Origin of the sequence: Streptomyces sp. CBMA156 (assembly GCF_014596515.1) — a bacterium.
In the GTDB taxonomy this organism is placed as follows: domain Bacteria; phylum Actinomycetota; class Actinomycetes; order Streptomycetales; family Streptomycetaceae; genus Kitasatospora.
Genome location: NZ_MSJQ01000426.1, coordinates 1 through 25195, shown reverse-complemented (window position 1 = coordinate 25195; position 25195 = coordinate 1). Strand labels below are relative to the sequence as shown.

The window sequence follows — 25195 nt, the reverse complement described above, 5'->3', positions numbered from 1 at the left end:
GGTTCAGGAGGTTTCAGCCGACCTTCCGACAATTGGACGGACGAACTCGCCAACCAACATCGAACCCGACAAGCACCTCACCGCCCGCCGGGTTCTCGCCAACTACCTCCCCGAGCCGGCGTCCCCCACGGCCACACAAGCGCTCGCCGCCCACCGCGATGGCGGTCCCGCCTTTTCTCGCTACGGCTGGGAGCCGACTGCGGCGTGACCGATACAGGGGTTGGCTCGTCGAGCACTTCTCGGCGAGCCAACCCAGCCCTACACGCGCCTCGGGCGACAGCACTGGCTCCTGCCAATCGGACCTTGGGACCAGCCGTTCGAGTGCCCCCTGCCCGTGGTGGGAGCCGCTGAAGTCCTCTACGCTGATCAACGTGGCAGTGGGGGAAGACGCCCACCTCAAAGGATTCTCAGGCGCCCGCCGGGCAAAGATGTGGCTTGAGGGCACGATGAGAATCTCGGGCGCGTATGCGAACACCGACTCGCCGTCGTGCGCCCGACGGCTAACTCTGGCATGGCCTCATGGCGGGCAGACGTTCTCCTTCGACCTGGGAGGCGCCATGCGCGGCGCTCCCTACCACGGGGACATGTTCTGTGCTGAGGTGAAGAACTACCAGCAGCCCAGTGACCAGGGAAATCAGTTCGACGAGTTCATTGCGAAGTGTTACGTCGCGTGCCAGAACGGCCATCTTCTGAGTGATCACCTCATGTGGATCACATGGGCTCCCTTCCGCGCCAACACCTGGTCGCAGTTGGACTCGCCGAAGCATGTCGAGACGGCGGTTCTGCTCCACCACGACCGCGTCTTCGGAACGGCTGACCGAGCTGCCGCTGAGGCGGTGATCGACCCCAAGATCGTTGCGATGGTCGCGTCGCGGCTGTGGCTGATCGTGCTGTCAGAGAAGCAGGAGACGCTGGTCCCCCTCAAGGACTGGGAAGCCATCGTGGCTGCCGAACTGATCCGCAAGGGAGAGCAGTGGTGAATCAGGCATCGCAGGCGATCATGGCCGCGCTCGATGACACGGACCCCAGGCAACCCTTCGGCCGGGTCAAGGAAATCATCGGGCACCAACTGCGCCGGATGGACCCCCGAGCCGAGGTCATCGCGACCGGCTTCTTCAACCACACCTACGCCCCGGACATGGTGATCCGCTGGCCGCAGGCGACCCGCACCCCAGACCGACACGTCTATCTCCGGACAACGGCCAACCCGGCGGAGCTCCAGGACGACATCGCCCGACTGCAGACCAAGGACCGACCGATGGTCGTGTCCCTGGGGCAACTCGAAGCGTCCCGTGCGGCGGCAGACCTCCAACCGTCAGCCACCGAACATCAAACTCTGCTTCTTGACACTCCGGCTTTCGGCGAGCTGGTCCCCACCCAAGACACCCCGAGCGTCCCTCGGCTCATCTCCAGCTCGGTGATCGAAGGCGGGCATGGCGCCCTGGACGGCCCTGCGGTCACCCGGTTCAGGAGCGCTGTCGTCACCGGCGTGGAAGCTGCCCGTGAAGGAGATGTTGCACCGACGCGCGTGGCAGTGGAAGCGGTATCCGCCCGGATGGTGCCCCTGGTCGCGGACCGGATGACGGCCTTCATGGCTGCCCTCTGGCAGGGCGGAGGCTCCACCCTGGCCAGCTTCCCGGGCACGCTGCGACGCTCCGGCCGCCTGGACGAATCCACCCTCGCCTACCTCCTAAGTGCTGAGGAGATTCCTGACAGCAGCTTCTGGGGTCGCCTGCTTCCCTTGATCAGCCTGCCGCTCCTGCTTCGCACACCGGTCCGCGACCCGGAAAACCTTCAGCACCTCATGCGGCCAGCGGCTCAGCAGTGGCAGAGCCACGTTTGCGTGCTTGCTCCGGGGACCACGCCCAACGCGCCGATCGGCCCTTGGCGCTGGGCAGTGGATCAAGGCAACCTCGTTCTGCAGATGTCGCGCTTTCGGGCGTACGTCGCCCAGACGCAGAAAGATCTCGACACAACCGAAAGGTACGACGAGCCCACTCTGGACGAAGTGCGCGCTCGGGCCGACCGGTTCTCCATCCCGCTTACGTCAATCCGAATGCTCGTCACCGATCGCCGCATCGGCTACGACAGCCCTGGAGACAACGTCGTCCACGACTCCCAGCTCGTCGGCATCAGTGAGGCACTCGGCCAGGCTGAAGCGGTTATCGAGGCGGATGCGCCAACACCTTCCGGCGCCGTCCTGCACTGCAGCTTCACCTACCGCTTGGCCAGCGCACGAGGTGCTCGCAGCCATGTTCCTCTCGATGAACTCATCGGCACAACGGCCCGTCTCCTCTCCGACCTCACCGAGCACGAATCCGACCAACTGGCACGTTTGCTTGGCCCCCAGGGGCGACCCATAGTCTCGCCCTGGAATCAACCGACCCTGTTCGAGTCGTAATGGTGAGTCGCACAGGGTCACAGCACGTCGCCCTGGAACAGGCATAGGTCGAACTGACGAACCATCGCCCCGACGTGATGATTTGATCTCAGACAGTAACCGATGCGTTCTCGACAGTCCCACGCATCTACTCATCACGCACAGGCCCTTGCCGCCACGCTGTACCCGCCGCGAGCCCGACAGGCGCGCGAGATCGGGAGGGGATATGGCACGGGGCACCGCCCACCAGGTCGAACTGCTGCGCGCAGAGGTCGGGACGGCCCTCCAGGCCGGCCTGGAGGAGATCCGCAACAACACCGACAGCCTGCGGACCGAACTCAACGCGACGCTGGCGGCTGGCCTGAGCGAACACCGCGACGAATTCTTCGAGGCGATCGCCCGGGAACAGCAGGAGGCCAGCCGCGCCCATCAGGACAACCGCGGCCTCCACCGCCAGCTGGGCAACCTGCGCGCCGAAGTCAGCGCCCTGCAGAACAGCATCCGCTCCCCCCTGGGAGCCGGCCACGGCGAGTCGCCTCCGCCAACCATCGGCTCCCCCGAGGCCGCGAACCAGCCGACGGGAGCCTCTCCGGAGGCGGACAGCCAGGACGACGCCGTCCACTCTCCCGGCGACGACAGCAGCGTCGACGACTCCGCCGACACCACCGGGCTTCCCGCCGCCGAGCCCCCGGCATCCGAGCAGGCCGCAGAGCTGGCCACCCCCACCGTGACCGGCGAGGCCGCGGAATCCGACAGCGAGGAGACGACCGTGTCCGAACCCACCCCCGCCGACAGCACGCCGGTCACCCCGCACGTCCTCACCAAGGACCAGCTCAGCCAGATCGCGGCCGAGGTGGCCGCCCAGCTCGCCGAACACCGGGGCACCCTTCCTGAGCCTGTCGCGCCCGAGCCGGAAGTGCAGTCCGCAGAAGCACCCGAGCCCGAGCCGACCACCGCCTCCGCCTCTCCGGAGGACCAGGCGCGGCTGATCGCGGCCGAGGTCGCCGCTCAGCTCGCAGATCTCCTGCGCCCCTCCGTCCCCGCGGAGCAAGACGTGGAGGTCGAACCCGAGCGCACGGAAGCAGTCGCGCAGGAGCAGGCCACAGTCGATGACCTCCCGAACGGGTGCGCCAACGACGTGTCCGGCCTGATCCCGGAGCCCTTCGTCTGGGAGAACCACGTCAACACCCTCCGCAAGGCCGCTGCGGTGAAGACCGTCGCGATCTCCTGCCACCCCGAAACCTGGGACTTCCTGGCCGCCCAGGTCGAAGGCACCGACCACTTCTCGAAGCCGGTCAACGACAGCAACGAGGACACGATCCTGTCCGGCCGTAGCACCCTCGCCCTTCTCAACGCGCTCCGGGAGACCGTGTGCAGCGGCCTCGGCGACGGCACCGGCATCGAGACGTGGACCCTCGCCGTCACCAGCTACGAGCGCATCGCCGCCGTCATCAACAGCACTCGACCCGCCGACAACGAGGTCGGCAGCGACCGCCTGCAGCAACCGCACATCGTTCTCGACGACCGCAGCAGCAGCAGCAGCAGCTCGCCCGCCGCCGGCTGACCCGCTGATAAGCAGCCCCGGCCTCGACGCAAGGCACTGAAGACGGGCGAGAAACGAGGGCACATCCAGGGCACATGGGGGTGGAAAACGCCGCTGACCAGCGTCAACCACTGAAGGTCGTTTCCGCTGGTCAGCGGCACTTTGGCGACAAAACCGCAGGTCACGGGCTTGCAGGGACCAATAGCTGCACGAGTGGCAGGACTTCGCCAACCGGCTGCACGAGGCCGGGCACCAGCTGTACTGCCTGGTCTGGCCCTGACGCCACGCGCCCCGGCCCGCGCCGAACGCGGACCGGGGCGGGCTCGGTTGACGGAGGATCAGTTCCGTCCTCCGGCCGGCCGCAGGACGGCGGCGGCGAGCAGCAGAGCCACCGTCAGCAGGCCTGCGGCCACCCCGAAGGCGAGCCGGAATCCGGCCGTGAGGGCCTCGGACGCCGGGTGTCCGGCGGCCACGAGGGCCCCGGTGCGGCCGTCGGCGAGGGTGGTGAGGACGGCGACCCCGAGCGCGCCGCCGACCTGCTGGGTGGTGTTGAAGAGGCCGGAGGCGGTGCCCGCGTCCGCCGGCCCCGCGCCCGACATGCCGAGCACCGTGAGCGCCGAGATCGCCAGGCCGAAGCCGGCCGCGAGCAGCATCGTGGGCAGCAGGTCGAGGACGTAGTCCCCGTCCGCGGGCAGCCGGACCAGCAGCGCCAGGGCGGCGACCAGCAGGACCAGCCCGGCCAGCAGCACCGGGCGCTCGCCGAAGCGGGCGTTCAGCCGGGCGGACAGCGTGAGCGAGACGGTGCCGATGGCGAGTGCCGCCGGGAGCATCGCCAGGCCGGTGGCGGCGGGGCCGTAGCCGCGGACGTTCTGGAGGTAGAGCGCGACCAGGATCTGGAAGGCGAACAGCGCGGAGACCATCAGCACCTGCACGGCGTTGGCGCCGGAGACGTTGCGCGAGCGGAACATCCGCAGCGGGAGCAGGGGTTGGGCGGCCCTGGCCTGGCGGAGCAGGAAGCCGGCCAGCAGGGCGAGCGAGAGCGCGCCGAGGCCGAGGGTGCGCGCGGAGGCCCAGCCGTGCTCGCCGGTGCCGACGACGGTGTAGATGCCGAGCATCAGCGCGGCGGTGATCAGCACGGCGCCGAGGACGTCGGCGCCGGCCCGCAGGCCGGGACCCCGGTCGGACGCCAGCACCCGGACGGACAGCAGCACGGCGGCCAGGCCCAGCGGCAGGTTGATCAGGAAGATCCAGTGCCAGTCGAGCGCCTGGGTGAGCACCCCGCCGAGGACCTGGCCGATCGAGGCGCCGGCCGCGCCGACGAAGCCGAACGCGCCGATCGCCCGGCCGCGTTCGGCCGGCTCGGGGAAGAGCGTGACGATCATGCCGAGGCTGACCGCGGAGGCCATCGCACCGCCGACGCCCTGGAGGAAGCGGGCGGCGATCAGCATCTCCTGCCCGGTGGCGACGGCGCAGAGCAGCGAGGCGGCGGTGAAGACGGTGAGCCCGGCGACGAACATCCGCTTGCGGCCGATCAGGTCGCCGAGCCGCCCGGCCAGCAGGAGCAGGCCGCCGAAGGCGATCAGGTAGGCGTTGACCGTCCAGGTGAGGCCGGCGGGCGAGAAGTGCAGGTCGCCCTGGATCGCGGGCAGCGCCACGGTGACGATCGAGCCGTCCAGGATGATCATCAGCATTCCCGCACAGAGCACCGCGAGGGCGAGCGGGCGGGAGCGGGCGGGGGCCGCGGAAGCCGGCCTGGGGGCGGCCGGGGCGTGCGTGGTCATGGCGGTTCTCCCGGTTCGTCGAGTACCGGGTAGGACGCTATCAGATCGTTTTGTTCAGGACTATCTATCTCGGGAGCAGATTGGCCTTCCGGCATCAGCCCCGGGAACGGCGGGCCCGGCGGACGGTGCGCTCGACCTCGACCGGCTCCGCGAGGTGCCCCTCCACCAGGTGCGTCAGCGCCGAGACGAACACCTCGCGCTCGGGCTGCGGCAGCGCCTCCAGCAGCTCCCGGTGCACCCGGTCGGCGATCGCGGTGCCCTCCGTCACGGTCCGCTCGCCCGCCGCGGTGACCGAGACGATCCTGGCCCTGCGGTCGGTCGCGGACGGGCGGCGCTCGGCCAGGCCGGCCTTCTCCAGCTCGTCGACGGTGACCACCATGGTGGTCTTGTCCAGGTCCGCCAGCTCGGCCAGCTGGATCTGGGTGCGCTCCGCCTCCTGCGCGTGGAACAGCACGCAGTAGGCGCGCGGGGTGATCCCCAGCTCGGTGAAGGCGGCCGCCATCCGGGTGGCCAGCACGTGGCTCGCGTGGTCCATCAGCCCGGAGATGTCGCGGATCTGGCGCGCGGGCGGCGGGGTCGTCGTCATGGGTCCGAGGTTAGCAACGGCCCGTCTGCTGCCGGATGATCCCGTTGCCAACCAACGCCGGGTCTACGGGATGCCCAACTCGAACAGCGCATAGCCCGCGTACCAGCCCGCCGCGAGGACCGGCATCGCCAGCAGCCCGGCGAGCGAGGAGGTCCGCATCCGGCGCAGCGCCACCGCCAGGCCGATGCAGAGCGGGAAGGCGGGCAGCAGGTAACGCGAGATGTTGCCGAAGATCTGGTTGCTGCTCAGCGCGGTGAGGATGGTGAGCGCGGTGTAGACCCACAGCACCAGCGGCGGCCGGGTGCGCCAGAGCAGCACCAGCATCCCGGGCAGGGCGATCAGCAGGGCGATCGCGATCAGGTCGGGGACGGGGTTGGACTGCCAGAAGTCCCAGTGCCCGGTGATCACGTCCATGATCGTGCGCAGGGTGGAGGCGCCGCCGTCGAAGTAGCGGTTCCAGGCGCCCTGCTGGAGCTTGAAGTAGCCGCCCCAGTCGCCCATCCTCCAGCCGACCCAGGCGACGTAGCCGATCAGGCCCCAGGGGGTGATCAGCATCGCGGTCAGCGGGCGGGCCACCCCGTCGGTGCGGCGGACCAGCGCGACCAGCGCGGCGATCGAGACGGCCGCGATCAGCGCGGCGGCAGTCGGCCGGTTGAGGCCCGCCACCAGCGCCAGCAGGCCGGCGGCGAGCCAGCGGTGGGTCATCACGCAGTAGCAGGCCCAGGCGGACAGCGCGACGAACAGCGAGTCCGAGTAGACCGCCCACTCCACGCCCGAGCCGGGGAACAGGCCCCAGAGCACCGCGGCGATCACGCCCGCACGGTAGCCGCCGAGCCGCTCGGCGACGGCGAAGATGCCGGCCGCGGCGACGAACGAGACGAGCACCGAGACGACGATCCCCGAGCCGTACGGGCCGAGCCCGGTGACGGTGCCGACCAGCCGCATCAGCCAGGGGTAGAGCGGGAAGAAGGCGGCCGAGTTCTCGTAGTAGGTGGCCAGCGGGAAGCCGTGCAGCGGGATCAGCTGCGGGTCGTACCCGTTCTCGGCGATCCGCTGGTACCAGACGCCGTCCCAGGTGCCCAGCACGTCCCAGGCGTTGGTGCCGCCGCCGCGGCCCGGCTGCTTCTTCAGGTAGTCGCCGGTGTGCGAGAGCAGCAGCATGAAGACGGTCAGGCCGATGGCCTTGACCACCGCGTACGCGCCCAGCGCGGGCGCGAAGCGGTCCACCAGCGCCCCGAACCGCCCGGGTTCCCGGCCCGTCCGCTCCTCGGGGGCCTCCGCCGGCGCCGCTTCGGGCGCTCCTGGCTGGGTGCTGGACGACTCGGTGCTCGATGCCGTGCTCATCTGGTCTGGGTACTCCCCGCCCCGCTCGTGTCCGCGCGGCTCCGGCGCAACGATTTTCCCGTGAGCCTACGGCACGCCCCCGCGCCGAAAACCGCTGGCGTCCCCCGACCGTCGCCCAGCACCATGCCGCCCATGCCGAATACCCCGCCGCCCCGCCGCGTCCACGGCCGACACCGGCCGGTCGTGAACGCGGCCGTCGCCGCCCGGGTGGGGGCGGCGACGGGGTGAGGGCGGGCGGGGTGGATCAGCCGTGGACGTAGACGATGCCGAGCTTGGTGAGCTGCCAGAGCTGGTTGGGGGCTCCGGTGTCGGTGGCGAGTTCGACGTACGGGTTGCCCTTGGCGTCGAGGGTGCCGCCGGTGGCCAGGACCTTGGTCTGGTCCTGGGAGTCGGCGATCCGGTAGCGGCCGTTGCCGGCCGGCTTGAAGACCCAGTGCTGGTTGCCGCCGCCGGTGCAGCGCCACTGCTGGATCCGGGTGCCGGGGGCGGTGGAGGCCGCGTTGGCGTCCAGGCACATGTCGCGGTTGCCGCTGAAGTCGAGCTCGTAACTGCCGCCGGCCTTGGCCTCCAGGACGAAGGACTGGTTCAGCCCGCCGGTGGCCGGATAGGTGATCGCGGGCCGGCCGTCGGTGGAGTCGCCGTAGCTGCCGCCGCCGCTGAGGTCGAGCGCGTTGCCGCCGGCCGCGTTGGTCAGCTGGTACCAGGAGCCGTCCTCGGGGACGTCGCCGAACGGCTGTCCGGGGCTGAGCGGCTGGATCGAGGTGGTGTTCTGCTGGTTGAGCGTGCAGTACGCCTGCGCCAGCTCGGGCCGGGAGTAGAACTGGCCGAGGCAGACGCCCTCGCCGCGGTAGCCGGCCACCCGCAGGTGGTACGACTGGCGGACCATGTTCATGCACAGTCCGGGGATGCCGATCTGCGAGTCGCAGCCGTTGCGCACCCACTCGGAGAGGTTGATGACGTCCCCGTTGCTGTACTCGTACGGGGAGGTCGTCCACTCCGCGCAGACCTCGTGCCCGAAGGCGACCCGCCGCTGGTCCAGGTACCGGACGCCGGGCACCTGCTCGGCCGCGCAGCGCGTCGCTGAGCGTCGGCACCACCCAGTTGTGGCCCCAGGCGAGGTCCTCGGGGAAGGCCGGGCAGCCGTCGGCGACCTTGCCGACGTAGTCGTTGCGCCGGATGTCCGGGGTGATCGGGTTGAAGTACGACTGGTAGACCAGCTGGTACGAGGAGTCGGCGTAGCCGGCCCCGCGCATGGTCTGGCGGATGTTCCGGAGCGCCGCGACCACCTTGGGCTGGACGCCCTTGGCCCGGCGGCGGATCTCGTCGCTGCCGATGGTGTCCCGGCAGCCCTGGTCCTTGGGGATCGGGAAGTACTGCGCCAGGCAGTGCATCATGATGCCGCTGAAGTCGAAGTCGTCGTTGGCGCCGATGGTGACGACGACCATCTTGACGTCGTACCTGGCCGCCGTGTCGGCCAGCTTGACGTCCTGCTTGGGCTCCCCGAAGTCGCCGCTGCCGGGGCCGGTGATCTTCGCCAGTTCCGGGTCGCTGACCAGGTCGCCGGTCTGGGCGCCGGAACAGGCGAGGTCGATCGGGGTGACCCCGGGGATGTCGGTGACGAAGATCTCCGACTTGGGATGGCGGTGGCAGTAGTTGGTGGGGCTGTCCGTCTCCGGGAAGTAGCCGTCGTTGGTGTCGGTGCCGGCGCCCTCCCCCGAGATGGCGCTGTCGCCGAGGGCGACGATCGCGGACGGGCGGGCGGCGGCCGCGGGCGCGGCCGGGGCGGGACCGGCCAGGGCGACGGGGGCGCCGGCCAGGCCGAGGGTGGCGAGGAGGGCACCGGTGGCGAGCAGCGCGGCGCACCGGGAGGCACCCGGGCGTGTCCGTCGCGCAGCCGACAGTGGGGACCTGATCACACGCGACTCCTTGCGAGGGTGGGGACCCGCTTCGGCGGGGCGCCGAGCGGCTCTGGGCAAGAGAGGGGCAGGGAAAGGTGAGCAGGTCTCGCATTCTAGGAACTGACGAGTAACACAACAAGACGTGCGACATCACCGGGAACTGACGGAAGGACGGATTCCGGGGAAACGAAGAGCCGCCGCCCCGCGCCCCAGGAGGGAAGCGCGGAGCGGCGGCTCGCACCGGCCGAACCGGGTGCCGGATCAGCCCACGTTGGCGCACTTGTTGCCGAACGCCGGGTTCAGCGCGCCGATGATGTCGATGGTGTTGCCGCAGACGTTCACCGGAACGTGCACCGGGATCTGGATCTGGTTGCCGGAGACGACACCGGGGGAACCGGCGGCGACGCCCTGGGCGCCGGAGCTGGCCATCGCGGCACCGGCGCCGCTGGCCACGATGCCCACCACGGCCGCGCCGACGGCGGCGGTCTTCTTGATGCTCATAGGAGCCTCCTGACTGTTCGACAGATATGCACGGGGAGTGCGACATCTAGAACGAGACCCCACCGGACCGGTTGCGACGGTCCGCGCACTGTCACCCATCCGGCGCAACGGCGCCACGGGCCCGGCATTCGGGTGATCGGAGGAACGGACCGTATCCCCTCGCGCGGAGCCTCGTTCTCCCTGACGGAACCCGGTCTCCACGGCCCCCGAGCGGCGGGCCTCCCGTACCCGGCGCCCGGCAATCCCCGCCGGAACGCCTGACCGGAATTCCATCGGTCGCGCCTTTGTCCGAATTCCTTTCCCGGCCGTGCGGGAATCGTTTCAGGAGGCAATGCGACCCGGCAGCCACGGCGACGCCCGAGCCATGGGCGGAACACGCCGGTGTGCGCCGGCCGAGTGACAATCACGGCAATCCCTGAAGCCGGCGGGTGAGTATTCGCGCTCGCCCGACTCCCGACATTTCCCTGCCGTCGGGCAGAAATCGGAGGAATGACATGCGCAACTTCAAGAAGGCCGCCGTCCTGTCGCTGGCCGCCAGCGGCCTGGTGCTCGGTGCCGCCGGTGGCGCGGCCGCCAGCGCCGGCGCCGAGGGCGTCGCCGCCGGCTCGCCCGGCGTGCTCTCGGGCAACCAGCTCCAGGTGCCGATCCACATCCCGATCAACCTGTGCGGCAACACCATCAACATCATCGCCCTGCTGAACCCGGCGTTCGGCAACGCGTGCGTCAACGCCGGCTGAACCCGCGGTCGCCGCACCGGCGACAGCTGATTCACCCGAGCCCGTGCCGCGCCCCGCAGCGCCGGGGCGCGGCACGCTCCACCCGTGTGTGATCGAGGAGATCAACCCCCCATGCAGAACATGAAGAAGGCCGCCGTCCTCTCCGCCGCCGCTGCCGGCCTGGTGCTGGGCGCGGCGGGCTCCGCCGCCGCCAGCGCGGGCGCCGAGGGCGTCGCCGCGAACTCCCCCGGCGTCATCTCCGGCAACCAGATCCAGGTCCCGGTGCACGTGCCGGTCAACCTCTGCGGCAACTCCATCAACCTCGTGGGCCTGCTGAACCCGGCGTTCGGCAACACCTGCGCCAACGTGGACGCGCCGCCCGCGGACGACTGCTGATCCCCGATCGGCACGCGTTCCGGCCGTCCTGCCCCCCGACCAGTCGGCCGGGGGGCAGTTCGGCGTCCCCGGACAGCCGTCCGGGACTCCCGATCCACCGAAGGGTGATCACGATGGTTTCGAAGAAGAGCGCGGCCGCCCTGGCCGTCGCCGCGGGCGCCGCGGTGCTGCTCGGCGCCGGCTCGGCGCAGGCCGCCACCGCCCCGGGCCAGGCCCCGGCCGGTCCGGCCACGCTGACCAAGACCGACCTCGGCCAGGCGCTGGGCGGGACGACCACCGGCCTCGGCTACGGCATCGCGCCGATCAAGAGCCTGCGGCTGGACCCGTGGGCGAACTCCTCGGCCGACTTCCTCAACAACGGCGCGGCCCTCCAGCCCGACCAGGGCCTGCCCGCGGTCGGCACCGGGACGCTGACCGGCCCGCTGAGCGCCGGCGGCGGCGCCAAGGACCTCCCGCTGGTCGGCGGGCTGACCGGCCTCCTGCCGGGCTGAGCCGCGGGGCCCACGAGAGCCCGGGCGCACGAGAGCCCGGCACCCCGCCGTGCGGCCGGGGTGCCGGGCTCTCGTGCCGGGACAGGCCTCAGAGCCGGGTGAGGTCGGTCAGGCCGGACTGCCCCACCACGGTGGTGGTGGTCGTGGTGGCGGTGTCGGCGAGGGCGCCGGCCGTGTCGGTCACGGAGATCCGGCTGTCGTCGCCGCCGAGGCTGGCCTTGGCCCCGGGGATCACCTGCACCGCGCCGGAGACCAGGCGCGGGTCGATCTCGTCCACCTTCAGCCGGCCGTCGGCGAGCTGGCCGGCGCCGTCCTGGGCGAGCGCGAGCGGCTTGCCGAGGGTGAGCCCGGGGGTCTTGGCGTGCAGCGGCGCGGCCGGGGCGTCCAGCAGCACCTTGCCGAGGTCGGCGCTCTGGTCGACCAGCGGGAGCGGGAGGTCGGCCTTGGCGCTCGGGCCGACCTTGCCGGTGGTCAGCTGGGGCAGGACCTGCTCCGGGAGCAGCGCTCCGTCGGTGCTGGTGGTCCGGGCCGGCACCGGGGGCATGACCAGCGAGGTCGGGATGCCGGCCGTGAGCCGGCTGCCCAGCGGGGCGAGCGGGACGTCCGCCGGGACCTGCTGGGTGGCCAGCGCGTCCTCCAGGACGCCGACCTGGTCGAGTCCGACCGGGGCGGCGGCGGAGGCCGCTCCCGGGGAGGCGAGCACGCCGGCGCCTACCGCCAGCAGCATCGCGCCGGCCCGCTTGGAGAACTTCATGCTATTCACCGTTCTGCTGTCCGAACTGGGGATCACTGGGGAAGGGCTGCGGGGACCGCAGCCGGAAAGCGATCTGCTCAACGAGTGACCGGGAGTGTGGATTGCGGCGGTTAACCGGTTCGGGTTAATAATCCGACCGGAAACGATCCGCCGCCGTGTCTCCGGGACTCTTTTCAAGAATCCCCGTAACCTTCCGTGCCGTCGTTCTTTGATCTGGACGTCAGTGACTGCAGACCGGGTCTGAGCGTTCTCAGCGTTGTACGCACGGAATCCAAAGAGCATTTCAGAGAGGGATCTCGCCATGATCCAGAAGTCCTTCGCCGCCGCCGGCCTGGCCGTCGCCGCGCTGGCCGGTGCCGCCGGGCCCGCCGCCGCCATCGGTGACGCGGACGGCGCCGCCGCCTCGATCGAGGGCAACGGCGGCACCAACTTCACCGGCACGGTCGGGAACAACAGCCCGAACTTCCACTTCCTGGACAACCCGAACATCTGCCTGCCGGAGATCCACAACATCGCCGTCGGCGTGCTCGGCGTGGCCGTCCCGGTCGAGGTCCCGGTCGCCAACACCGGTGGCAAGCAGTACTGCACCATCGGCCAGGGCACCCAGAGCCAGGGCGACGGCGGCGTGTCCCACCTGATCGGCTGACGGCTCCCCGCTCTGCTCTCCCTGCACCACCCCTCTGATCCACCCCCGAATCGCTCCCCGATTCACCCTCGAGAGGAAAACCGGAAATGATCAAGAAGTCCTTCGCCGCGGCCGGCCTGGCCGTCGCCGCCCTCGCGATGTCCGCGGGCTCGGCGTCCGCCATCGTCGACGCGGACGGCGCCGCCACCTCCGTCCAGGGCAACGGTGGCACCAACCACACCGGCACCGCCGGCAACGGCAGCCCGAACAGCCACGTTCTGGACAACCCGAACATCTGCCTGCCGGAGATCCACAACATCGCCGTCGCCGTCATCGGTGTCGCGGTGCCGGTCGAGGTGCCGATCCTGAACAGCACCCCGAAGCAGATTTGCGACGTGGGCCAGAACACCCAGTCCTCGGGCGACGCGGGTGTCTCGCACCTGATCGGCTGATCACGGGGCCTGGCACGGACGGAGGGCCCGGGGAGGAACACCTCCCCGGGCCCTCCGGGCTTTACGGACGAAAGTGTCCGGCCGGCCGCGCCGCGGCGCGGTCCGGACGGGTGAGCGGCGATCCGGTCCGGCGCGTGGGGCGCCGGTCCCGGCCGCCGGATGTGATCACGTGTCAGAGCGCCCGCGGGGGCGCTCCCAGAGAGAGGGCAGTTCCATGAAGAGCAAGCTGGCCAAGGCCGCACTGACCGCCGCTGCCGCCCTGGCGCTCGCGGGTGCCGCCACCCCGGCCTTCGCCCACGTCGGCGTGGCCGGCGGCGGCGAGTTCGTCGCCTCGGCCGACCAGCCGTTCCTGGCCGGCGAGGGCTTCGGCATCGCCCACGCCGGGGACACCGCCGCCGGCGGCTTCGGCGGCGGCGCCGCCACCTCCACCGACCTGGTCGGCGGCGGCGTGGGCTTCGCGCACGCCGGCGACGTGGGCATCTAGCGGGAACCCGGAAGGCCGGGCCGTTCCCCCGTGGGGAGCGGCCCGGCCTTCCGTCGTGCGGTGTCCGCTACTTGAGCATCGCGGCGGCTTCGAGGGCCCAGTAGGTGAGGATCTGCTCGGCGCCCGCGCGGCGGATCGAGGTGAGCGTCTCCATGATCATCCGCTCCCGGTCGATCCAGCCGTTCGCGGCGGCCGCCTCGACCATCGCGTACTCGCCGGACACCTGGTACGCGGCGACCGGCACCGGGGAGGCGTCGGCGACCTGGCGCAGGACGTCCAGGTAGGCCATGGCGGGCTTGACCATCACCATGTCCGCGCCCTCGGCGAGGTCCTGCGCCAGCTCGCGCAGCGACTCGCGGGCGTTGGCCGGGTCCTGCTGGTAGGTCTTGCGGTCGCCCTTGAGCGAGGAGCCGACCGCCTCGCGGAACGGGCCGTAGAAGGCCGAGGCGTACTTGGCGGTGTAGGCGAGGATGCCCACGTCCTGGTGCCCGGCCTCGTCCAGCGCCCGCCGGATCACGGCGATCTGGCCGTCCATCATGCCGGACGGGCCGACCAGGTGGACGCCGGCGTCGGCCTGCACCCTGGCCATCTCGGCATAGCGCTCCAGGGTGGCGTCGTTGTCGACGCTGCCGTCGGCGGCCAGCACGCCGCAGTGGCCGTGGTCGGTGTACTCGTCCAGGCAGAGGTCCGACATGACCACCAGGGAGTCGCCGACCTCGGAGACCACGTCCCGGATCGCCTGCTGGAGGATGCCGTCCGGGTTGGTGCCCTCGCTGCCGGTCGCGTCCTGCACCTCGGGGACACCGAACAGCATCAGGCCGCCCAGGCCCGCCTCGGCCGCCTCCACCGCGGCCTTGCGCAGGGTGTCTCTGGAGTGCTGGACGACGCCGGGCATCGAGCTCACCGGGACGGGCTCGCTGACGCCCTCACGGACGAACAGCGGCAGGATCAGCTCCGCCGGGTGCAGCCGGGTCTCGGCCACCAGGCGGCGCATCGCCGGGCTCTGACGCAGCCGGCGGGGGCGTACGTACGGGAATTCAGCGGACACGGCTTCTCTCTCCGAACGGTTGTGCAGCACCGGGGGCGACGGTCGGCCGCCCCCGGCCGTGAGGGGTGTCAGCGGGCCTTGCGGCGCGAACCCGGGCGACGCTCGCTGGGCCGGTAGACCGGCTCACCGGCGGCCGTCGCGGTGTCGCGGCGCTTGGCCCCGAAGTCTGCCAGCGCCTGGGCCAGCGCGGCCGCCGACGGCGCCGGGGCCATCACGTCGACCCGCAGGCCGTGCTCCTCGGCGGTCTTGGCGGTGGCCGGGCCGATGCAGGCGATGACCGTGACGTTGTGCGGCTTGCCCGCGATGCCGACCAGGTTCCTGACGGTCGAGGACGAGGTGAACAGCACCGCGTCGAAGCCGCCGCCCTTGATCGCCTCGCGGGTCTCGGCCGGCGGCGGCGAGGCGCGCACCGTCCGGTACGCCGTCACGTCGTCGACCTCCCAGCCGAGCTCGACCAGGCCCGCCACCAGGGTCTCGGTGGCGATGTCGGCGCGCGGCAGCAGCACCCGGTCGATCGGGTCGAAGACCGGGTCGTACGGCGGCCAGTCCTCCAGCAGACCGGCCGCGGACTGCTCGCCGGAGGGCACCAGGTCCGGCTTCACGCCGAAGTCCACCAGGGCCTGCGCGGTGGTCTCGCCGACCGCCGCGACCTTGATCCCGGCGAACGCCCGGGCGTCCAGGCCGTACTCCTCGAACTTCTCCCGGACGGCGCGCACCGCGTTCACCGAGGTGAACGCGATCCACTCGTACCGGCCGGTGACCAGGCCCTTGATGGCCCGCTCCATCTGCTGCGGGGTGCGCGGCGGCTCGACCGCGATGGTCGGCACCTCCTGCGGCACCGCGCCGTACGAGCGCAGCTGCTCGGACAGGCCGGTGGCCTGCTCCTTGGTGCGCGGCACGAGGACGTTCCAGCCGAACAGCGGCTTGGTCTCGAACCACGAGTGCGAGGCGCGGTGGGCGACCTGCTCGCCCACCACGGCTATCACCGAGGTGGCCGGGTCGACCGGGGCGGAGACCGGCGAGGGCAGCACCCGGGCGGCCTTCAGGTCGGCCGCGATGCCGGACAGGGTGGAGGTGAAGGTCCGCTGGCGGGTGGTGGTGCCGGAGAGCGTGGCGCTCAGCGCCGAGTCCGGCTTGCGGCCGCCCGCGACCAGGGCGCCCGCGGTGGCGGGCAGCCGGCCCAGGGTGGTGCGGACCACCAGGGTGGTCTCCGCCCCGCCCAGGTCCACCGGGCTGCCGGCCAGCAGCGCCGCGCCGTCCACGAAGCGCACGTCGGTGCCGGCCCCGGCGCGCAGCGGGACACCCGCGTACGCCGGGACGCCGACCGACTGGGCGACGCCGGGGATCACCTCGAACGGAATCCCGTCGCCGGCGCAGCTGAGCATCTCCTCGGCGGCGCAGCCGTCCAGGCCGGGGTCGCCGTCGACGGTGCGGACCACGTGCCTGCCGGAGCGGACCGCCTCGGCGACCAGCTTGGCCAGGTCGAAGCCGGTGCCCTCGGCGGCGGGGGCGTGCACCTGCACACCGGCCGGACAGTGGCTGCGCACGGCGGCGGCGGTCAGCGGGTCGGCGACCAGCACGTCGGCGGTGGACAGCACCTCGACCGCGCGCAGGGTCAGCAGCCCCGGGTCCCCGGGGCCCGCGCCCAGGAAGGTGCACCGTCCGGTGGCGGGCTGTCCCGCCGGGAACAGGGCGTCGGTGGCGGTGGTGGGGCTCATCGGGCTCGCTCCCCCATCAGGGCGGCCGCGCCCGCGGCGAGCAGCCGGTCGGCCAGCGCGCGGCCGAGGGCCACCGCCTGCCGCTCGGCGGTCTCGTCGAGGACGATCGGACCGTTGGCGGACATCTTCAGCAGCGCGGAGCCGTCGGGGTCGCCGACCACGCCGTCCAGCCGCAGTTCGTTCTCCCGGCCCCAGGTGGCCAGCGCGGCCACCGGCGCCGAGCAGCCGGCCTCCAGGGTGGCCAGCAGGGCGCGCTCGGCGGCCACGGCGACCCGGGTGGGGGCGTGGTCCAGGGCCGCGAGCACGGCGGTCAGGTCAGTGGCGGCGGAGGGGCACTCGATCGCGAGCGCGCCCTGGCCGGGGGCCGGGATCATCACCTCGGTGTCGAGGTGCTGGGATATCTCGGCGCTGCGGCCGAGCCGGTTCAGGCCGGCCGTGGCCAGCACCACCGCGTCCAGCTCGCCGCTGGTCACGAAGCCGATCCTGGTGTCCACGTTGCCGCGGATCGCGACGGTCTCCAGCTGGGCGCCGCGGGCGGTGGCCCAGGCGTTCAGCTGCGCCATCCGGCGGGGCGAGCCGGTGCCGATCCTGGCCGGGCGGCCGGCTCCGGCCAGCTTCTCCACCAGCTCGTCCAGGGTCAGGCCCTCGGCCGCGACCAGGGCGTCCCTGACGTCCTCGCGCTCCGGGACGGCGGCCAGCGCCAGGCCCTCGGGGGCGGCGGTGGGCAGGTCCTTGAGCGAGTGCACGGCGAAGTCGATCCGGCCCTCCAGCAGCGCGTCGCGCAGCGCGGAGACGAACACACCGGTGCCGCCGATCTGCGCCAGCGACTCCCGCGAGGTGTCGCCGTAGGTGGTGATCTCGACCAGCTCGACGGGGCGCCCGGTGACCCTGGTCACCTCGCGGGCCACCATGCCCGACTGCGCCATGGCGAGGGCGCTGCGCCGGGTGCCGAGCCGCAGGGCCGTGGTGGCCGCGGGCTGCTCCGTGATCGGTTGACCATTCATGAGGTGATCGTCCCGGTGGTACTCGTGGGATGGCTGACGGTTCATCTGGCGCCCCCGGCCGAGGGCTGGGGCGCGCCGCCTACGGGCGTGCCCGACACGGCGTGCACGGCCGCCGGGTCGAGGTCGAACAGCTCGCGCAGCGCCTCCGCGTAGGAGGCACCGCCGGGCTCGGCGGCCAGCTGCTTCACCCGGACGGTCGGGGCGTGCAGCAGCTTGTCGACGACACGGCGGACGGTCTGGGTGATCTCCGCGCGGGAGCGCTCGTCCAGGTCGGGCAGCCGGGAGTCCAGCCGGCCGAGCTCGGCGGCGACCACGCCGGAGGCCATCGAGCGCAGCGCGACCACGGTCGGCGCGATCCGGGCGGCCCGCTGGGCGGCGCCGAAGGCGGTCACCTCGTCGGAGACGATCCGGGTGACCTCGTCGACGTCGCCGACGCCGGGGCTGGCGGCGTGCGCGTGGGAGAGGCTCTCCAGGTCGACCAGCAGGGCGCCGGCCAGCTCGTGCACGGCGTGGTCGACGTCGCGCGGCATGGCCAGGTCGAGCAGGGCGAGCGGCTGCGCGCAGGTGCGGGCCGCGACGGCGGCGGCCACGTCCTCGGCCTTGATCACCACGCCGGACGCGCCGGTGCAGGAGATCACCAGGTCCACGTCGGCCAGCGCCTCCGGCACCTTGGCGAGGTCCAGCGTGCGGGCCACGTCCGGGCCGAGGATCTCGACCAGCCGCTCGGCACGGGCCGGGGTCCGGTTGGCGATCAGCAGGTCGGTCACGCCGGAGCGGACCAGGGTGGCGGCGGCCAGCGAGCTCATCGATCCCGCGCCGACGACCAGCGCGCGCTTGCCGGCGATCTCGCCCGCGCCCGCCGCGACCTGCTCCAGGCCGAAGGTGACCAGCGACTGGCCTGCCTTGTCGATGCCGGTCTCGCTGTGGGCCCGCTTGCCGACCCGCAGCGCCTGCTGGAACAGCTCGTTCAGGCCGCGCCCCGCGGTGTGCTCCTCCTGGGCCTTGGCCAGGGCGTCGCGCAGCTGGCCGAGGATCTGGCCCTCGCCGACGACCATCGAGTCCAGGCCGCAGGCCACCGAGAAGAGGTGGTGGACGGCGCGGTCCTCGTAGTGGACGTACAGGTGGGAGGTCAGCTCCTCCAGGTCCACCCCGCTGTGGTGGGCCAGCAGCAGCGACAGCTCGGCGACGCCGGCGTGGAACTTGTCCACGTCGGCGTACAGCTCGATCCGGTTGCAGGTGTTCAGCAGCGCGGCCTCGGCGACGGTCGTGGTGGCGGCCGCGTCGTGCAGCAGCCGGGTCGGCACCTCACCGGTCAGCGCGGCGCGCTCCAGCACCCCGACCGGGGCCGTGCGATGGCTCAGCCCTACGACGAGAAGGCTCATGCCCGCCCCCCACAGCTCTCGGTGTTCATGCGGGCATCACCGCGGAGAGATCCCCGTCGCCGCCCGTGGCGGTCTTTCCCTTGGCCGGCTCGGCCTGGTCCTTGGCCGCCGACTCGACGGTGCCCCGGCCCTTGCCGGTGCCGCCCGCAGCGCGGCGCAGCTTGGCGGCGGCCGCCCGGACCGGACCGGGGGCGCGGTCCAGCACCGACTCGGCGCGGTCGTCCGGCTCCTCGCCGGCCTTGCGCTGCTCGTGGAAGGCGAGGATCTGCAGCTCGATGGAGAGGTCCACCTTGCGCACGTCCACGCCGTCCGGGACGGTCAGCACGGTCGGGGCGAAGTTCAGGATGCTGGTGACGCCGGCCTCCACCAGCCGGTCGCACACCTGCTGGGCGGCGCCGGGCGGGGTGGTGATCACGCCGATGGAGACGTGCTGGCTCTCGACGATCGACTCCAGCTCGTCCATGTGGCGCACCGGCAGTCCGGCCGCGGTGGAACCGACCACGTTGGGGTCGGCGTCCAACAGGGCGGCGACCCGGAAACCGCGGGAGGCGAAGCCGCCGTAGTTGGCGAGCGCGTGGCCGAGGTTCCCGATGCCGACGATGACGACCGGCCAGTCCTGGGTCAGGCCGAGTTCGCGGGAGATCTGGTAGACGAGGTACTCGACGTCGTAGCCGACGCCGCGGGTGCCGTAGGAGCCGAGGTAGGAGAAGTCCTTGCGCAGCTTGGCCGAGTTCACGCCGGCCGCGGCGGCCAGCTCCTCGGAGGAGACCGTCGGCACCGAGCGCTCGGAGAGCGCGGTGAGTGCCCGCAGATAGAGGGGCAGGCGGGCGACCGTCGCCTCCGGGATGCCCCGGGCACGCGAGGGTCGGCGCGCGGCGCCCTGGTCGGGCGTCTGCGAACTGCTCTGTGGTGATCGGCCGATTGCCACGGTGCTCCTGTGGGTGAAGCTGGGCTTTGGCAGCCAGGCTATGCGTTTGTGAACGTGTGCACAAAGATGGTGTCCGTTTTGTCCCCGCACAGTGATGCGCATCACGCCGTCGAACCCATAGCACCGGCCTGGGTCAGCACCACCTCCGGGGCTTGGCAACCGGGCAGCCAGGGACCGTACGGCGCCTCCCTGCGGAGCAGCGGGACTCCGGTGCCCGCCGGGCGGGAACGGGCCCGGCCGAGCCGGGGCCAGGGCACCCCGGCGGCCTCGCGCAGCGGGCCGGTCCAGTCGTCCGGCGGGCAGGACGGGGCGTCCAGACAGTGCCGCAGCAGCTCGGCGGTCACCCGGGCGTCGCCCAGCGCGGTGTGCGCCGGGTACCAGCCGAGGTCCGCCGCCTCCGCGCAGGCCGCCAGGCCGTGACCGCGGGCCGCCGGCAGGTGGGCGCGGGCCAGCCGCATCGTGCACAGCAGCGGGACGGGCGGCAGCGGGACCCCGATCCTGGCGAACTCGCGATCCAGGAACGCGTGGTCGCAGCTGACGTGATGACCGACCAGCACCCGGCCCGCCAGCAGCTCCAGCAGCAGCGGGGCGATCTCGCGGAAGCGCGGGGCGCCCTCGACGTCGCACTGGCGTATCCGGTGCACATGGGTCGGGCCGACCGGGCCCAGCGGGTCCAGCAGGGTGGCGAACTCCCCCTCGGGGCGGAGCCGCTCGTCGAGCAGCACCACCGCGACCTCGACCATCCGGTGCCGCCACGGACTGCGGCCGGTCGCCTCCACGTCCACCACCGCGAAGCCCCGGGCTCCGGGCGTCCCAGGGGCAGGGCCGGGAAGCATGGCGCACTCCTCGTGTGCTCAGCCCCCCATGGGCGCAAACGCGTTCGATCGTAAGCCGACCAACCCGCCCCACCCCATGCCGGGACGGGGTGTCTTTGGCAACGATTCGGCGAACCGCCCCCGCCGATCGGCGGGGGGTCGGTATACGGACGAACGCCCGCCCGGGCCGGGCCCGGCCCCCGCTCAGCCGCCGAGGGCGGTCCGCAGGCGGCGCTCGTCGACCCGCCAGAAGTCGTGCTGGCGGCCGTCGATCAGGGTGACCGGGATCTGCTCCCAGTAGCGGCGGTACAGCTCCGCGTCCTGGGTGATGTCCTTCTCCTCGAAGGACGCCCCCAGCTCGCCCGCCACCCGGACGATCACCTCGCGGGCCTCGTCGCACAGGTGGCAGCCGGGCTTGCCGACCAGGGTCACGGTCCGGTCCGCGGGCTTGGGGCTCTTACGTCGCAGCAGTGGGCTCACCGCCCCATTCTGCGCCACCGCGCCGCCCGCCCCCGGAGAGCCCGGCCCCCGCCCCGACCTGCGCTTCGTCCCGCGGCGGGGCCGGTGGAGCTGTTCACCTCGCGGGCACGGCTCCGTCACGGCCACCGCGCACCCGGCTGGCTATCCTCGATGACATGGCCGTGCTCAGAAGGCTCACCCAGGCAAGGCGTTCCAGCAGCGAGCGGAGCGCCCTGGCCGGCGAAGCCGCGGCCGAGGCGGCCGAGGCCGCGCTGCGCGCCGAACCCGGGCCCGGCACCGCGGGACCGGGCTCCGCCGCGCCGGACGCGTCGGCCGAGGCCAGGGCGGGGAAGACCCCCAAGGCCCCGGACGGGGACCACACCCCGGACCCGGACGACCCCCGCGCCGCCGCCTTCTTCGACTGCGACAACACCATCCTGCGCGGCGCCGCGGTCTTCTACCTCGGCGTCGGCCTCTACCGCCGCGGCTTCCTCACCCGCCGCGACATCGCCCGCTTCGCCTGGCAGCAGACCTGGTTCCGGCTGCACGGCACCGAGGACCCGGACCACATCTCGGACGCCAAGCAGTCCGCCCTCGGCATCGTGGCGGGCAAGCGAACCGCCGACCTGGAGGCGATCTGCGAGGAGATCTTCGAGGACGTCGTGGCGGACAAGATCTGGCCCGGCACCCGCGCCCTGGTCCAGATGCACCTGGACGCCGGCCAGCGGGTCTGGCTGGTCACCGCCGCCCCGCTGGAGGTGGCCAGGATCATCGCCAGGCGGCTCGGCATGACCGGCGCGCTCGGCACCGTCGCCGAGGCCAGGGACGGCTGCTACACCGGCCGGCTGGTCGGCGACCTGCTGCACGGACCGGCCAAGGCCGCCGCCGTCCGCGCGCTGGCCCGGCGCGAACGCCTCGACCTCGACCGCTGCGCCGCCTACAGCGACTCGGCCAACGACATCCCGATGCTCTCGCTGGTCGGCCACCCGTACGTGGTGAACCCGGACGGCGCGCTGCGCCGCCACGCCCGGGCCCAGGGCTGGCGGGTGCGGGACTTCAGGACCGGACGCAAGGCGGCCCGGGTGGGGCTGCCGGCGGCGGCCGCGCTCGGGGTGCTGGCCGGCGCGACGGCGGCCGGGGTGGCGCTGAACCGGCGGCGGCACCGCGCCTGAGCGTCGCGCCGGAGCCGGCCCGCAGCCCGTCCGGAGACGTTCCGAGGCGTTCCGAGACGTTCGGAGCCCGTTCGGAGGCGTTCGGGGCCGCCCTGGCGGGCTCGCCCCGGAGGGTGAGCGGGCGTCAACAAGGCCTCTGACCTGGCCCCTCGTACGGGCGAACTCCCTTTCGCCGCAGGACAGTCGGACCACCTGCACGAACCTGTCGCCGAGTGACTGGTTCTGATCGTTCGCCAGACCTGGAAAGTCGGGGGTTGCCGGGCCCCGAGGCTGGGAAACCGCCCCTCAGGCCGCCCAATTGGTCACCCAGGGCACCCGTTCGATCACGTTGAGCCGGATGAACGCCGACAGCACCGGTCAGTGTCAGCCGAATATGCACAACAAATGGATCCCAAACGACCACTTCGACCACACGGTGTAGCTGTCATTGCACAAAGCGTTATTCTCTCCTGGATGCACGTCACCACGCGTCCCGCTCGAACGGACGCTTCGGGGAGTGCTCTCCGCGCAGGCGGAGGTGATCCGTCCACAGTTCTGCCTCTGGGAGTCCCGTGTACCCACCCGTCCGGAACGACGCGCCTGCACCCTCCCGCCCGTCGTCCGTGCCCCTGCGCCCCCGCACCGGCCTCCGCGGCCGGCCCACCGCCGAGCGGCAGATCTCCACCGGCCTGGACCTGCTGCGCAGCCTGCTCCGCAGCCAGTTCGCCGACTCGCCCCAACTCGCGCTCGCCGGAGGAACGTTCGGCCACCCGCAGGGCCCCGGCACGGCACTGCGCACCACCGCCGCCGGCTCGACCGGCACCGGCTCGCGCGGCCGCTCGGGCAGCACCGGGGTCGGCCGGGGCCGCGCCAGGACCGCGCCCAGCCCCGGCTACGAGACCGAGCACAACCCGATCATGGAGATGGTCGAGCGGGCCCAGGCGGGCGAGAGCGAGGCCTTCGGCCGGCTCTACGACCACTACGCGGACACCGTCTACCGCTACATCTACTACCGGGTCGGCAGCCGGGCCACCGCCGAGGACCTCACCAGCGAGACGTTCCTGCGCGCCCTGCGCCGGATCGGCACCTTCACCTGGCAGGGCCGGGACTTCGGCGCCTGGCTGGTCACCATCGCCCGCAACCTGGTCGCCGACCACTTCAAGTCCAGCCGCTTCCGGCTGGAGGTCACCACCGGCGAGATGCTCGACTCCAACGAGTGCGAGCGCAGCCCGGAGGAGTCGGTGCTGGAGTCGCTCTCCAACGCCGCCCTGCTGGACGCGGTGCGCCGGCTCAACCCGCAGCAGCAGGAGTGCGTCACCCTGCGCTTCCTGCAAGGGCTTTCGGTGGCCGAGACGGCCCGGATCATGGGCAAGAACGAGGGCGCCATCAAGACCCTCCAGTACCGCGCCGTACGCACCCTGGCCCGGCTGCTCCCGCCCGACGCGCGATGAGCGGGACCGTCGACGGCCCGTCCGCCATACGGCCCGGCGGGCCGTCACCGTCCACGCCGGGCCGACACGTCAGGGTGAACGGTCGGTCCGATGATCAGCCGCGCGTAACCGACCACCCGCACCGCTCGTTGGCCAGCATGCAAGCCCCCACCAGGCGTACGGTCAAGTCGATTTGCGGCCTATCACCCGATGGAGTGGCTTTGGCCAGCCAGGGCAACCGTCCGGCGGGCCGGGGTGTCGACAACGACGAAGGGAGGTGCGGCCCGTGACGGCAAACGTGCTGGAGCACCGGCGGGCGAAGGCCTTCGCCGAGGCGCTGGAGGCCCACCAGGCGGAGCAACGCGCTGCGGCCAACGCCGAATCGGACAACACCGCTGCCACCGGCACCGGTTCGGTCGCGATGGCCGGCTTGGTCGGGCTGACCGACGCGCTGGGTGGGCTGCCGGGGCCGGTGCTGGACCGGGAGGTCCGAACGGTCCAACGCGCCCAGCTGATGGCCGCGTTCGAGCAGGCCTTCGCCGGCGGGACGGGCGGGGCGGTCCCCCGCCAGCGCCGCCACCGGACGATCCGGGCGGCGTCGCGCGGCCGCTGGAGCCGGCGGTTCGCGATCGGCGGACTGGTCGCCGGGCTCGCCGTCGGCAGCCTGGCCGGCGCCGCCACGGCCAGCTCGAACGCCGTCCCCGGGGACACGCTGTACGGCCTGAAGCGCGGCCTGGAAGGGCTCAGGTTCGACCTCGCGGGCTCCGACTCCGAGCGCGGCGAACTGCTGCTCGACAGCGCGGCCACCCGGCTCGGCGAGGCCAAGACGCTGGTCGGCCGCACCGGCCCGGCCGGCGCGCTCAGCCCCGTCACCGTCGAGCAGGTCCGCCGCGCGCTGGACGACATGCACGCCGACGCCCTCAAGGGCCGCGACCTGCTGCGTTCGGTCTACCGCAGCAACGGCTCGCTCGACCCGATGCGGGCACTGGCCGGCTTCGCCCACGACGAGGACGGCCACTGGAGCGAGTTGCAGGGCAGGCTGCCCGTCCAGCTCACCCAGCAGGCCGACCTGGTGAACCGGCTCTTCGACGACATAAGCGAGGACGTCGCGCCCCTGCGCCTGGCCCTGCCACCCGCCACGAGCGGTGACTCGGCCGGCACCGGAGCGGGCGACGGCTCGGCCGACCCGACCGGCGGTTCCCCGGCAGGCTCTCCGGCGGGCGGCTCCGGCAGCACCTCCGGCACCGGGCAGACCCCGGGTTCCGGCGCCTCCGGCAACCGCCCCGGCGCCACCGAGCACGCCCCGGCG

At 72.3% G+C, this 25195-nt stretch carries 26 protein-coding genes; 13 read left to right on the top strand and 13 right to left on the bottom strand.

Translation table 11 applies throughout. The features are described 5' to 3' along the window. The first annotated feature begins 371 nt into the window (after positions 1 to 371). The 3 genes from BU198_RS37885 to BU198_RS37875 all read left to right on the top strand — a co-directional run bounded on the left by BU198_RS37885 (position 372) and on the right by BU198_RS37875 (position 3944). A complete protein-coding gene (locus tag BU198_RS37885; protein ID WP_188301314.1) occupies positions 372 to 980 on the top strand; it encodes a hypothetical protein in 609 nt (202 codons plus the stop codon). Beyond that, a complete protein-coding gene (locus BU198_RS37880) occupies positions 977 to 2401 on the top strand; it encodes a hypothetical protein (RefSeq protein WP_188301313.1) in 1425 nt (474 codons plus the stop codon). The genes BU198_RS37885 and BU198_RS37880 overlap by 4 nt, the downstream gene beginning before the upstream one ends. 205 nt (positions 2402 to 2606) lie before the next feature. Then, entirely contained in the window at positions 2607 to 3944 is a 1338-nt protein-coding gene (locus tag BU198_RS37875; protein ID WP_188301312.1) for a hypothetical protein, read from the top strand. A 317-nt stretch (positions 3945 to 4261) separates the two neighbouring features. Here BU198_RS37875 and BU198_RS37870 read toward each other — a convergent pair whose 3' ends face one another. From BU198_RS37870 to BU198_RS43055, 4 genes are all read right to left on the bottom strand, one after another. Then, positions 4262 to 5704 carry a DHA2 family efflux MFS transporter permease subunit gene (locus BU198_RS37870; RefSeq protein ID WP_188301311.1) on the bottom strand — a complete coding sequence of 481 codons (1443 nt, stop codon included), beginning with the start codon at positions 5702 to 5704 and terminating at the stop codon, positions 4262 to 4264. 94 nt (positions 5705 to 5798) lie between these two features. Further along, entirely contained in the window at positions 5799 to 6290 is a 492-nt protein-coding gene (locus BU198_RS37865; protein WP_188301310.1) for a MarR family winged helix-turn-helix transcriptional regulator, read from the bottom strand. Positions 6291 to 6353: 63 nt separating this feature from the next. Continuing rightward, complete coding sequence (locus BU198_RS37860) at positions 6354 to 7634, bottom strand: glycosyltransferase family 39 protein (RefSeq protein ID WP_188301309.1); 1281 nt, start codon at positions 7632 to 7634, stop codon at positions 6354 to 6356. Positions 7635 to 7878: 244 nt separating this feature from the next. Beyond that, a complete protein-coding gene (locus BU198_RS43055; protein ID WP_317620492.1) occupies positions 7879 to 8691 on the bottom strand; it encodes an RICIN domain-containing protein in 813 nt (270 codons plus the stop codon). 206 nt (positions 8692 to 8897) lie between these two features. On the opposite strand from BU198_RS43055, the gene BU198_RS43050 reads away from it, so the two are divergent. Next, positions 8898 to 9287 (top strand): hypothetical protein, encoded by a 390-nt coding sequence (locus tag BU198_RS43050; RefSeq protein WP_223245492.1) that lies wholly within the window; start codon positions 8898 to 8900, stop codon positions 9285 to 9287. 506 nt (positions 9288 to 9793) lie between these two features. On the opposite strand, the gene BU198_RS37850 is transcribed toward BU198_RS43050, so the two are convergent. After that, entirely contained in the window at positions 9794 to 10033 is a 240-nt protein-coding gene (locus BU198_RS37850; RefSeq protein WP_188301308.1) for a chaplin, read from the bottom strand. A 494-nt stretch (positions 10034 to 10527) separates the two neighbouring features. Here BU198_RS37850 and BU198_RS37845 point away from each other — a divergent pair, with 494 nt between their 5' ends. The 3 genes from BU198_RS37845 to BU198_RS37835 all read left to right on the top strand — a co-directional run bounded on the left by BU198_RS37845 (position 10528) and on the right by BU198_RS37835 (position 11636). Next, the gene (locus BU198_RS37845) at positions 10528 to 10770 is read left to right on the top strand and encodes a chaplin (RefSeq protein WP_188301307.1); all 243 of its coding nucleotides are present in this window, start codon (positions 10528 to 10530) and stop codon (positions 10768 to 10770) included. A gap of 111 nt (positions 10771 to 10881) precedes the next feature. Further along, the gene (locus tag BU198_RS37840) at positions 10882 to 11145 is read left to right on the top strand and encodes a chaplin (RefSeq protein ID WP_188301306.1); all 264 of its coding nucleotides are present in this window, start codon (positions 10882 to 10884) and stop codon (positions 11143 to 11145) included. Positions 11146 to 11249: 104 nt separating this feature from the next. Then, entirely contained in the window at positions 11250 to 11636 is a 387-nt protein-coding gene (locus BU198_RS37835; RefSeq protein ID WP_188301305.1) for a hypothetical protein, read from the top strand. An 88-nt stretch (positions 11637 to 11724) separates the two neighbouring features. On the opposite strand, the gene BU198_RS37830 is transcribed toward BU198_RS37835, so the two are convergent. After that, positions 11725 to 12390 (bottom strand): hypothetical protein, encoded by a 666-nt coding sequence (locus tag BU198_RS37830; protein ID WP_188301304.1) that lies wholly within the window; start codon positions 12388 to 12390, stop codon positions 11725 to 11727. Positions 12391 to 12691: 301 nt separating this feature from the next. Here BU198_RS37830 and BU198_RS37825 point away from each other — a divergent pair, with 301 nt between their 5' ends. From BU198_RS37825 to BU198_RS37815, 3 genes are all read left to right on the top strand, one after another. Then, positions 12692 to 13036 carry a rodlet layer protein gene (locus BU198_RS37825; RefSeq protein WP_188301303.1) on the top strand — a complete coding sequence of 115 codons (345 nt, stop codon included), beginning with the start codon at positions 12692 to 12694 and terminating at the stop codon, positions 13034 to 13036. Positions 13037 to 13122: 86 nt separating this feature from the next. Beyond that, positions 13123 to 13467 carry a rodlet layer protein gene (locus BU198_RS37820; RefSeq protein ID WP_188301302.1) on the top strand — a complete coding sequence of 115 codons (345 nt, stop codon included), beginning with the start codon at positions 13123 to 13125 and terminating at the stop codon, positions 13465 to 13467. Between the two features lie 214 nt (positions 13468 to 13681). Next, positions 13682 to 13951, top strand: a complete 270-nt coding sequence (locus tag BU198_RS37815; RefSeq protein ID WP_188301301.1) for a hypothetical protein — start codon at positions 13682 to 13684, stop codon at positions 13949 to 13951. Between the two features lie 67 nt (positions 13952 to 14018). Here BU198_RS37815 and hemB read toward each other — a convergent pair whose 3' ends face one another. From hemB to BU198_RS37780, 7 genes are all read right to left on the bottom strand, one after another. Next, positions 14019 to 14999 carry a porphobilinogen synthase gene (gene hemB / locus BU198_RS37810; RefSeq protein ID WP_188301300.1) on the bottom strand — a complete coding sequence of 327 codons (981 nt, stop codon included), beginning with the start codon at positions 14997 to 14999 and terminating at the stop codon, positions 14019 to 14021. 68 nt (positions 15000 to 15067) lie between these two features. Then, positions 15068 to 16717 carry a uroporphyrinogen-III synthase gene (locus BU198_RS37805; protein WP_188301299.1) on the bottom strand — a complete coding sequence of 550 codons (1650 nt, stop codon included), beginning with the start codon at positions 16715 to 16717 and terminating at the stop codon, positions 15068 to 15070. Continuing rightward, on the bottom strand, positions 16714 to 17721 hold the full coding sequence (gene hemC / locus BU198_RS37800; RefSeq protein WP_223245491.1) for a hydroxymethylbilane synthase: 1008 nt from the start codon (positions 17719 to 17721) through the stop codon (positions 16714 to 16716). The genes BU198_RS37805 and hemC overlap by 4 nt, the downstream gene beginning before the upstream one ends. Positions 17722 to 17762: 41 nt before the next feature. After that, positions 17763 to 19103, bottom strand: coding sequence for a glutamyl-tRNA reductase (locus BU198_RS37795; protein ID WP_188301298.1), 1341 nt, complete (start codon positions 19101 to 19103; stop codon positions 17763 to 17765). 25 nt (positions 19104 to 19128) lie between these two features. Next, a complete protein-coding gene (locus BU198_RS37790; RefSeq protein ID WP_317620497.1) occupies positions 19129 to 20025 on the bottom strand; it encodes a redox-sensing transcriptional repressor Rex in 897 nt (298 codons plus the stop codon). Positions 20026 to 20132: 107 nt separating this feature from the next. After that, a complete protein-coding gene (locus BU198_RS37785) occupies positions 20133 to 20867 on the bottom strand; it encodes a 3'-5' exonuclease (protein ID WP_188301296.1) in 735 nt (244 codons plus the stop codon). A 183-nt stretch (positions 20868 to 21050) separates the two neighbouring features. After that, on the bottom strand, positions 21051 to 21326 hold the full coding sequence (locus BU198_RS37780; RefSeq protein ID WP_188301295.1) for a glutaredoxin family protein: 276 nt from the start codon (positions 21324 to 21326) through the stop codon (positions 21051 to 21053). A gap of 155 nt (positions 21327 to 21481) precedes the next feature. Between BU198_RS37780 and BU198_RS37775 the strand changes: the two genes are divergently transcribed. The 3 genes from BU198_RS37775 to BU198_RS37765 all read left to right on the top strand — a co-directional run. Next, positions 21482 to 22477: an HAD family hydrolase gene (locus BU198_RS37775; RefSeq protein ID WP_188301294.1), complete on the top strand. Its 996-nt coding sequence runs from the start codon at positions 21482 to 21484 to the stop codon at positions 22475 to 22477. A 608-nt stretch (positions 22478 to 23085) separates the two neighbouring features. Beyond that, positions 23086 to 23907 (top strand): ECF subfamily RNA polymerase sigma factor, BldN family, encoded by an 822-nt coding sequence (locus BU198_RS37770; RefSeq protein ID WP_188296335.1) that lies wholly within the window; start codon positions 23086 to 23088, stop codon positions 23905 to 23907. A 265-nt stretch (positions 23908 to 24172) separates the two neighbouring features. After that, positions 24173 to 25195, top strand: a 1023-nt coding sequence (locus BU198_RS37765) for a DUF5667 domain-containing protein (RefSeq protein WP_188301293.1), incomplete at its 3' end; no start/stop codon positions are given.

Bases quoted from the DNA above. Each gene is read 5' to 3' on its own strand.
- BU198_RS37830 (WP_188301304.1), bottom strand. From the start codon at position 12,390: ATGAAGTTCTCCAAGCGGGCCGGCGCGATGCTGCTGGCGGTAGGCGCC.
- BU198_RS37875 (WP_188301312.1), top strand. From the start codon at position 2,607: ATGGCACGGGGCACCGCCCACCAGGTCGAACTGCTGCGCGCAGAGGTC.
- BU198_RS37815 (WP_188301301.1), top strand. From the start codon at position 13,682: ATGAAGAGCAAGCTGGCCAAGGCCGCACTGACCGCCGCTGCCGCCCTG.
- BU198_RS37870 (WP_188301311.1), bottom strand. From the start codon at position 5,704: ATGACCACGCACGCCCCGGCCGCCCCCAGGCCGGCTTCCGCGGCCCCC.
- BU198_RS37865 (WP_188301310.1), bottom strand. From the start codon at position 6,290: ATGACGACGACCCCGCCGCCCGCGCGCCAGATCCGCGACATCTCCGGG.
- BU198_RS37845 (WP_188301307.1), top strand. From the start codon at position 10,528: ATGCGCAACTTCAAGAAGGCCGCCGTCCTGTCGCTGGCCGCCAGCGGC.
- BU198_RS43050 (WP_223245492.1), top strand. From the start codon at position 8,898: ATGTTCCGGAGCGCCGCGACCACCTTGGGCTGGACGCCCTTGGCCCGG.
- BU198_RS37805 (WP_188301299.1), bottom strand. From the start codon at position 16,717: ATGAGCCCCACCACCGCCACCGACGCCCTGTTCCCGGCGGGACAGCCC.
- hemC (WP_223245491.1), bottom strand. From the start codon at position 17,721: ATGAATGGTCAACCGATCACGGAGCAGCCCGCGGCCACCACGGCCCTG.
- BU198_RS37785 (WP_188301296.1), bottom strand. From the start codon at position 20,867: ATGCTTCCCGGCCCTGCCCCTGGGACGCCCGGAGCCCGGGGCTTCGCG.
- BU198_RS37775 (WP_188301294.1), top strand. From the start codon at position 21,482: ATGGCCGTGCTCAGAAGGCTCACCCAGGCAAGGCGTTCCAGCAGCGAG.
- BU198_RS37850 (WP_188301308.1), bottom strand. From the start codon at position 10,033: ATGAGCATCAAGAAGACCGCCGCCGTCGGCGCGGCCGTGGTGGGCATC.
- BU198_RS37795 (WP_188301298.1), bottom strand. From the start codon at position 19,103: ATGAGCCTTCTCGTCGTAGGGCTGAGCCATCGCACGGCCCCGGTCGGG.
- BU198_RS37820 (WP_188301302.1), top strand. From the start codon at position 13,123: ATGATCAAGAAGTCCTTCGCCGCGGCCGGCCTGGCCGTCGCCGCCCTC.
- BU198_RS37825 (WP_188301303.1), top strand. From the start codon at position 12,692: ATGATCCAGAAGTCCTTCGCCGCCGCCGGCCTGGCCGTCGCCGCGCTG.
- BU198_RS37840 (WP_188301306.1), top strand. From the start codon at position 10,882: ATGCAGAACATGAAGAAGGCCGCCGTCCTCTCCGCCGCCGCTGCCGGC.
- BU198_RS37860 (WP_188301309.1), bottom strand. From the start codon at position 7,634: ATGAGCACGGCATCGAGCACCGAGTCGTCCAGCACCCAGCCAGGAGCG.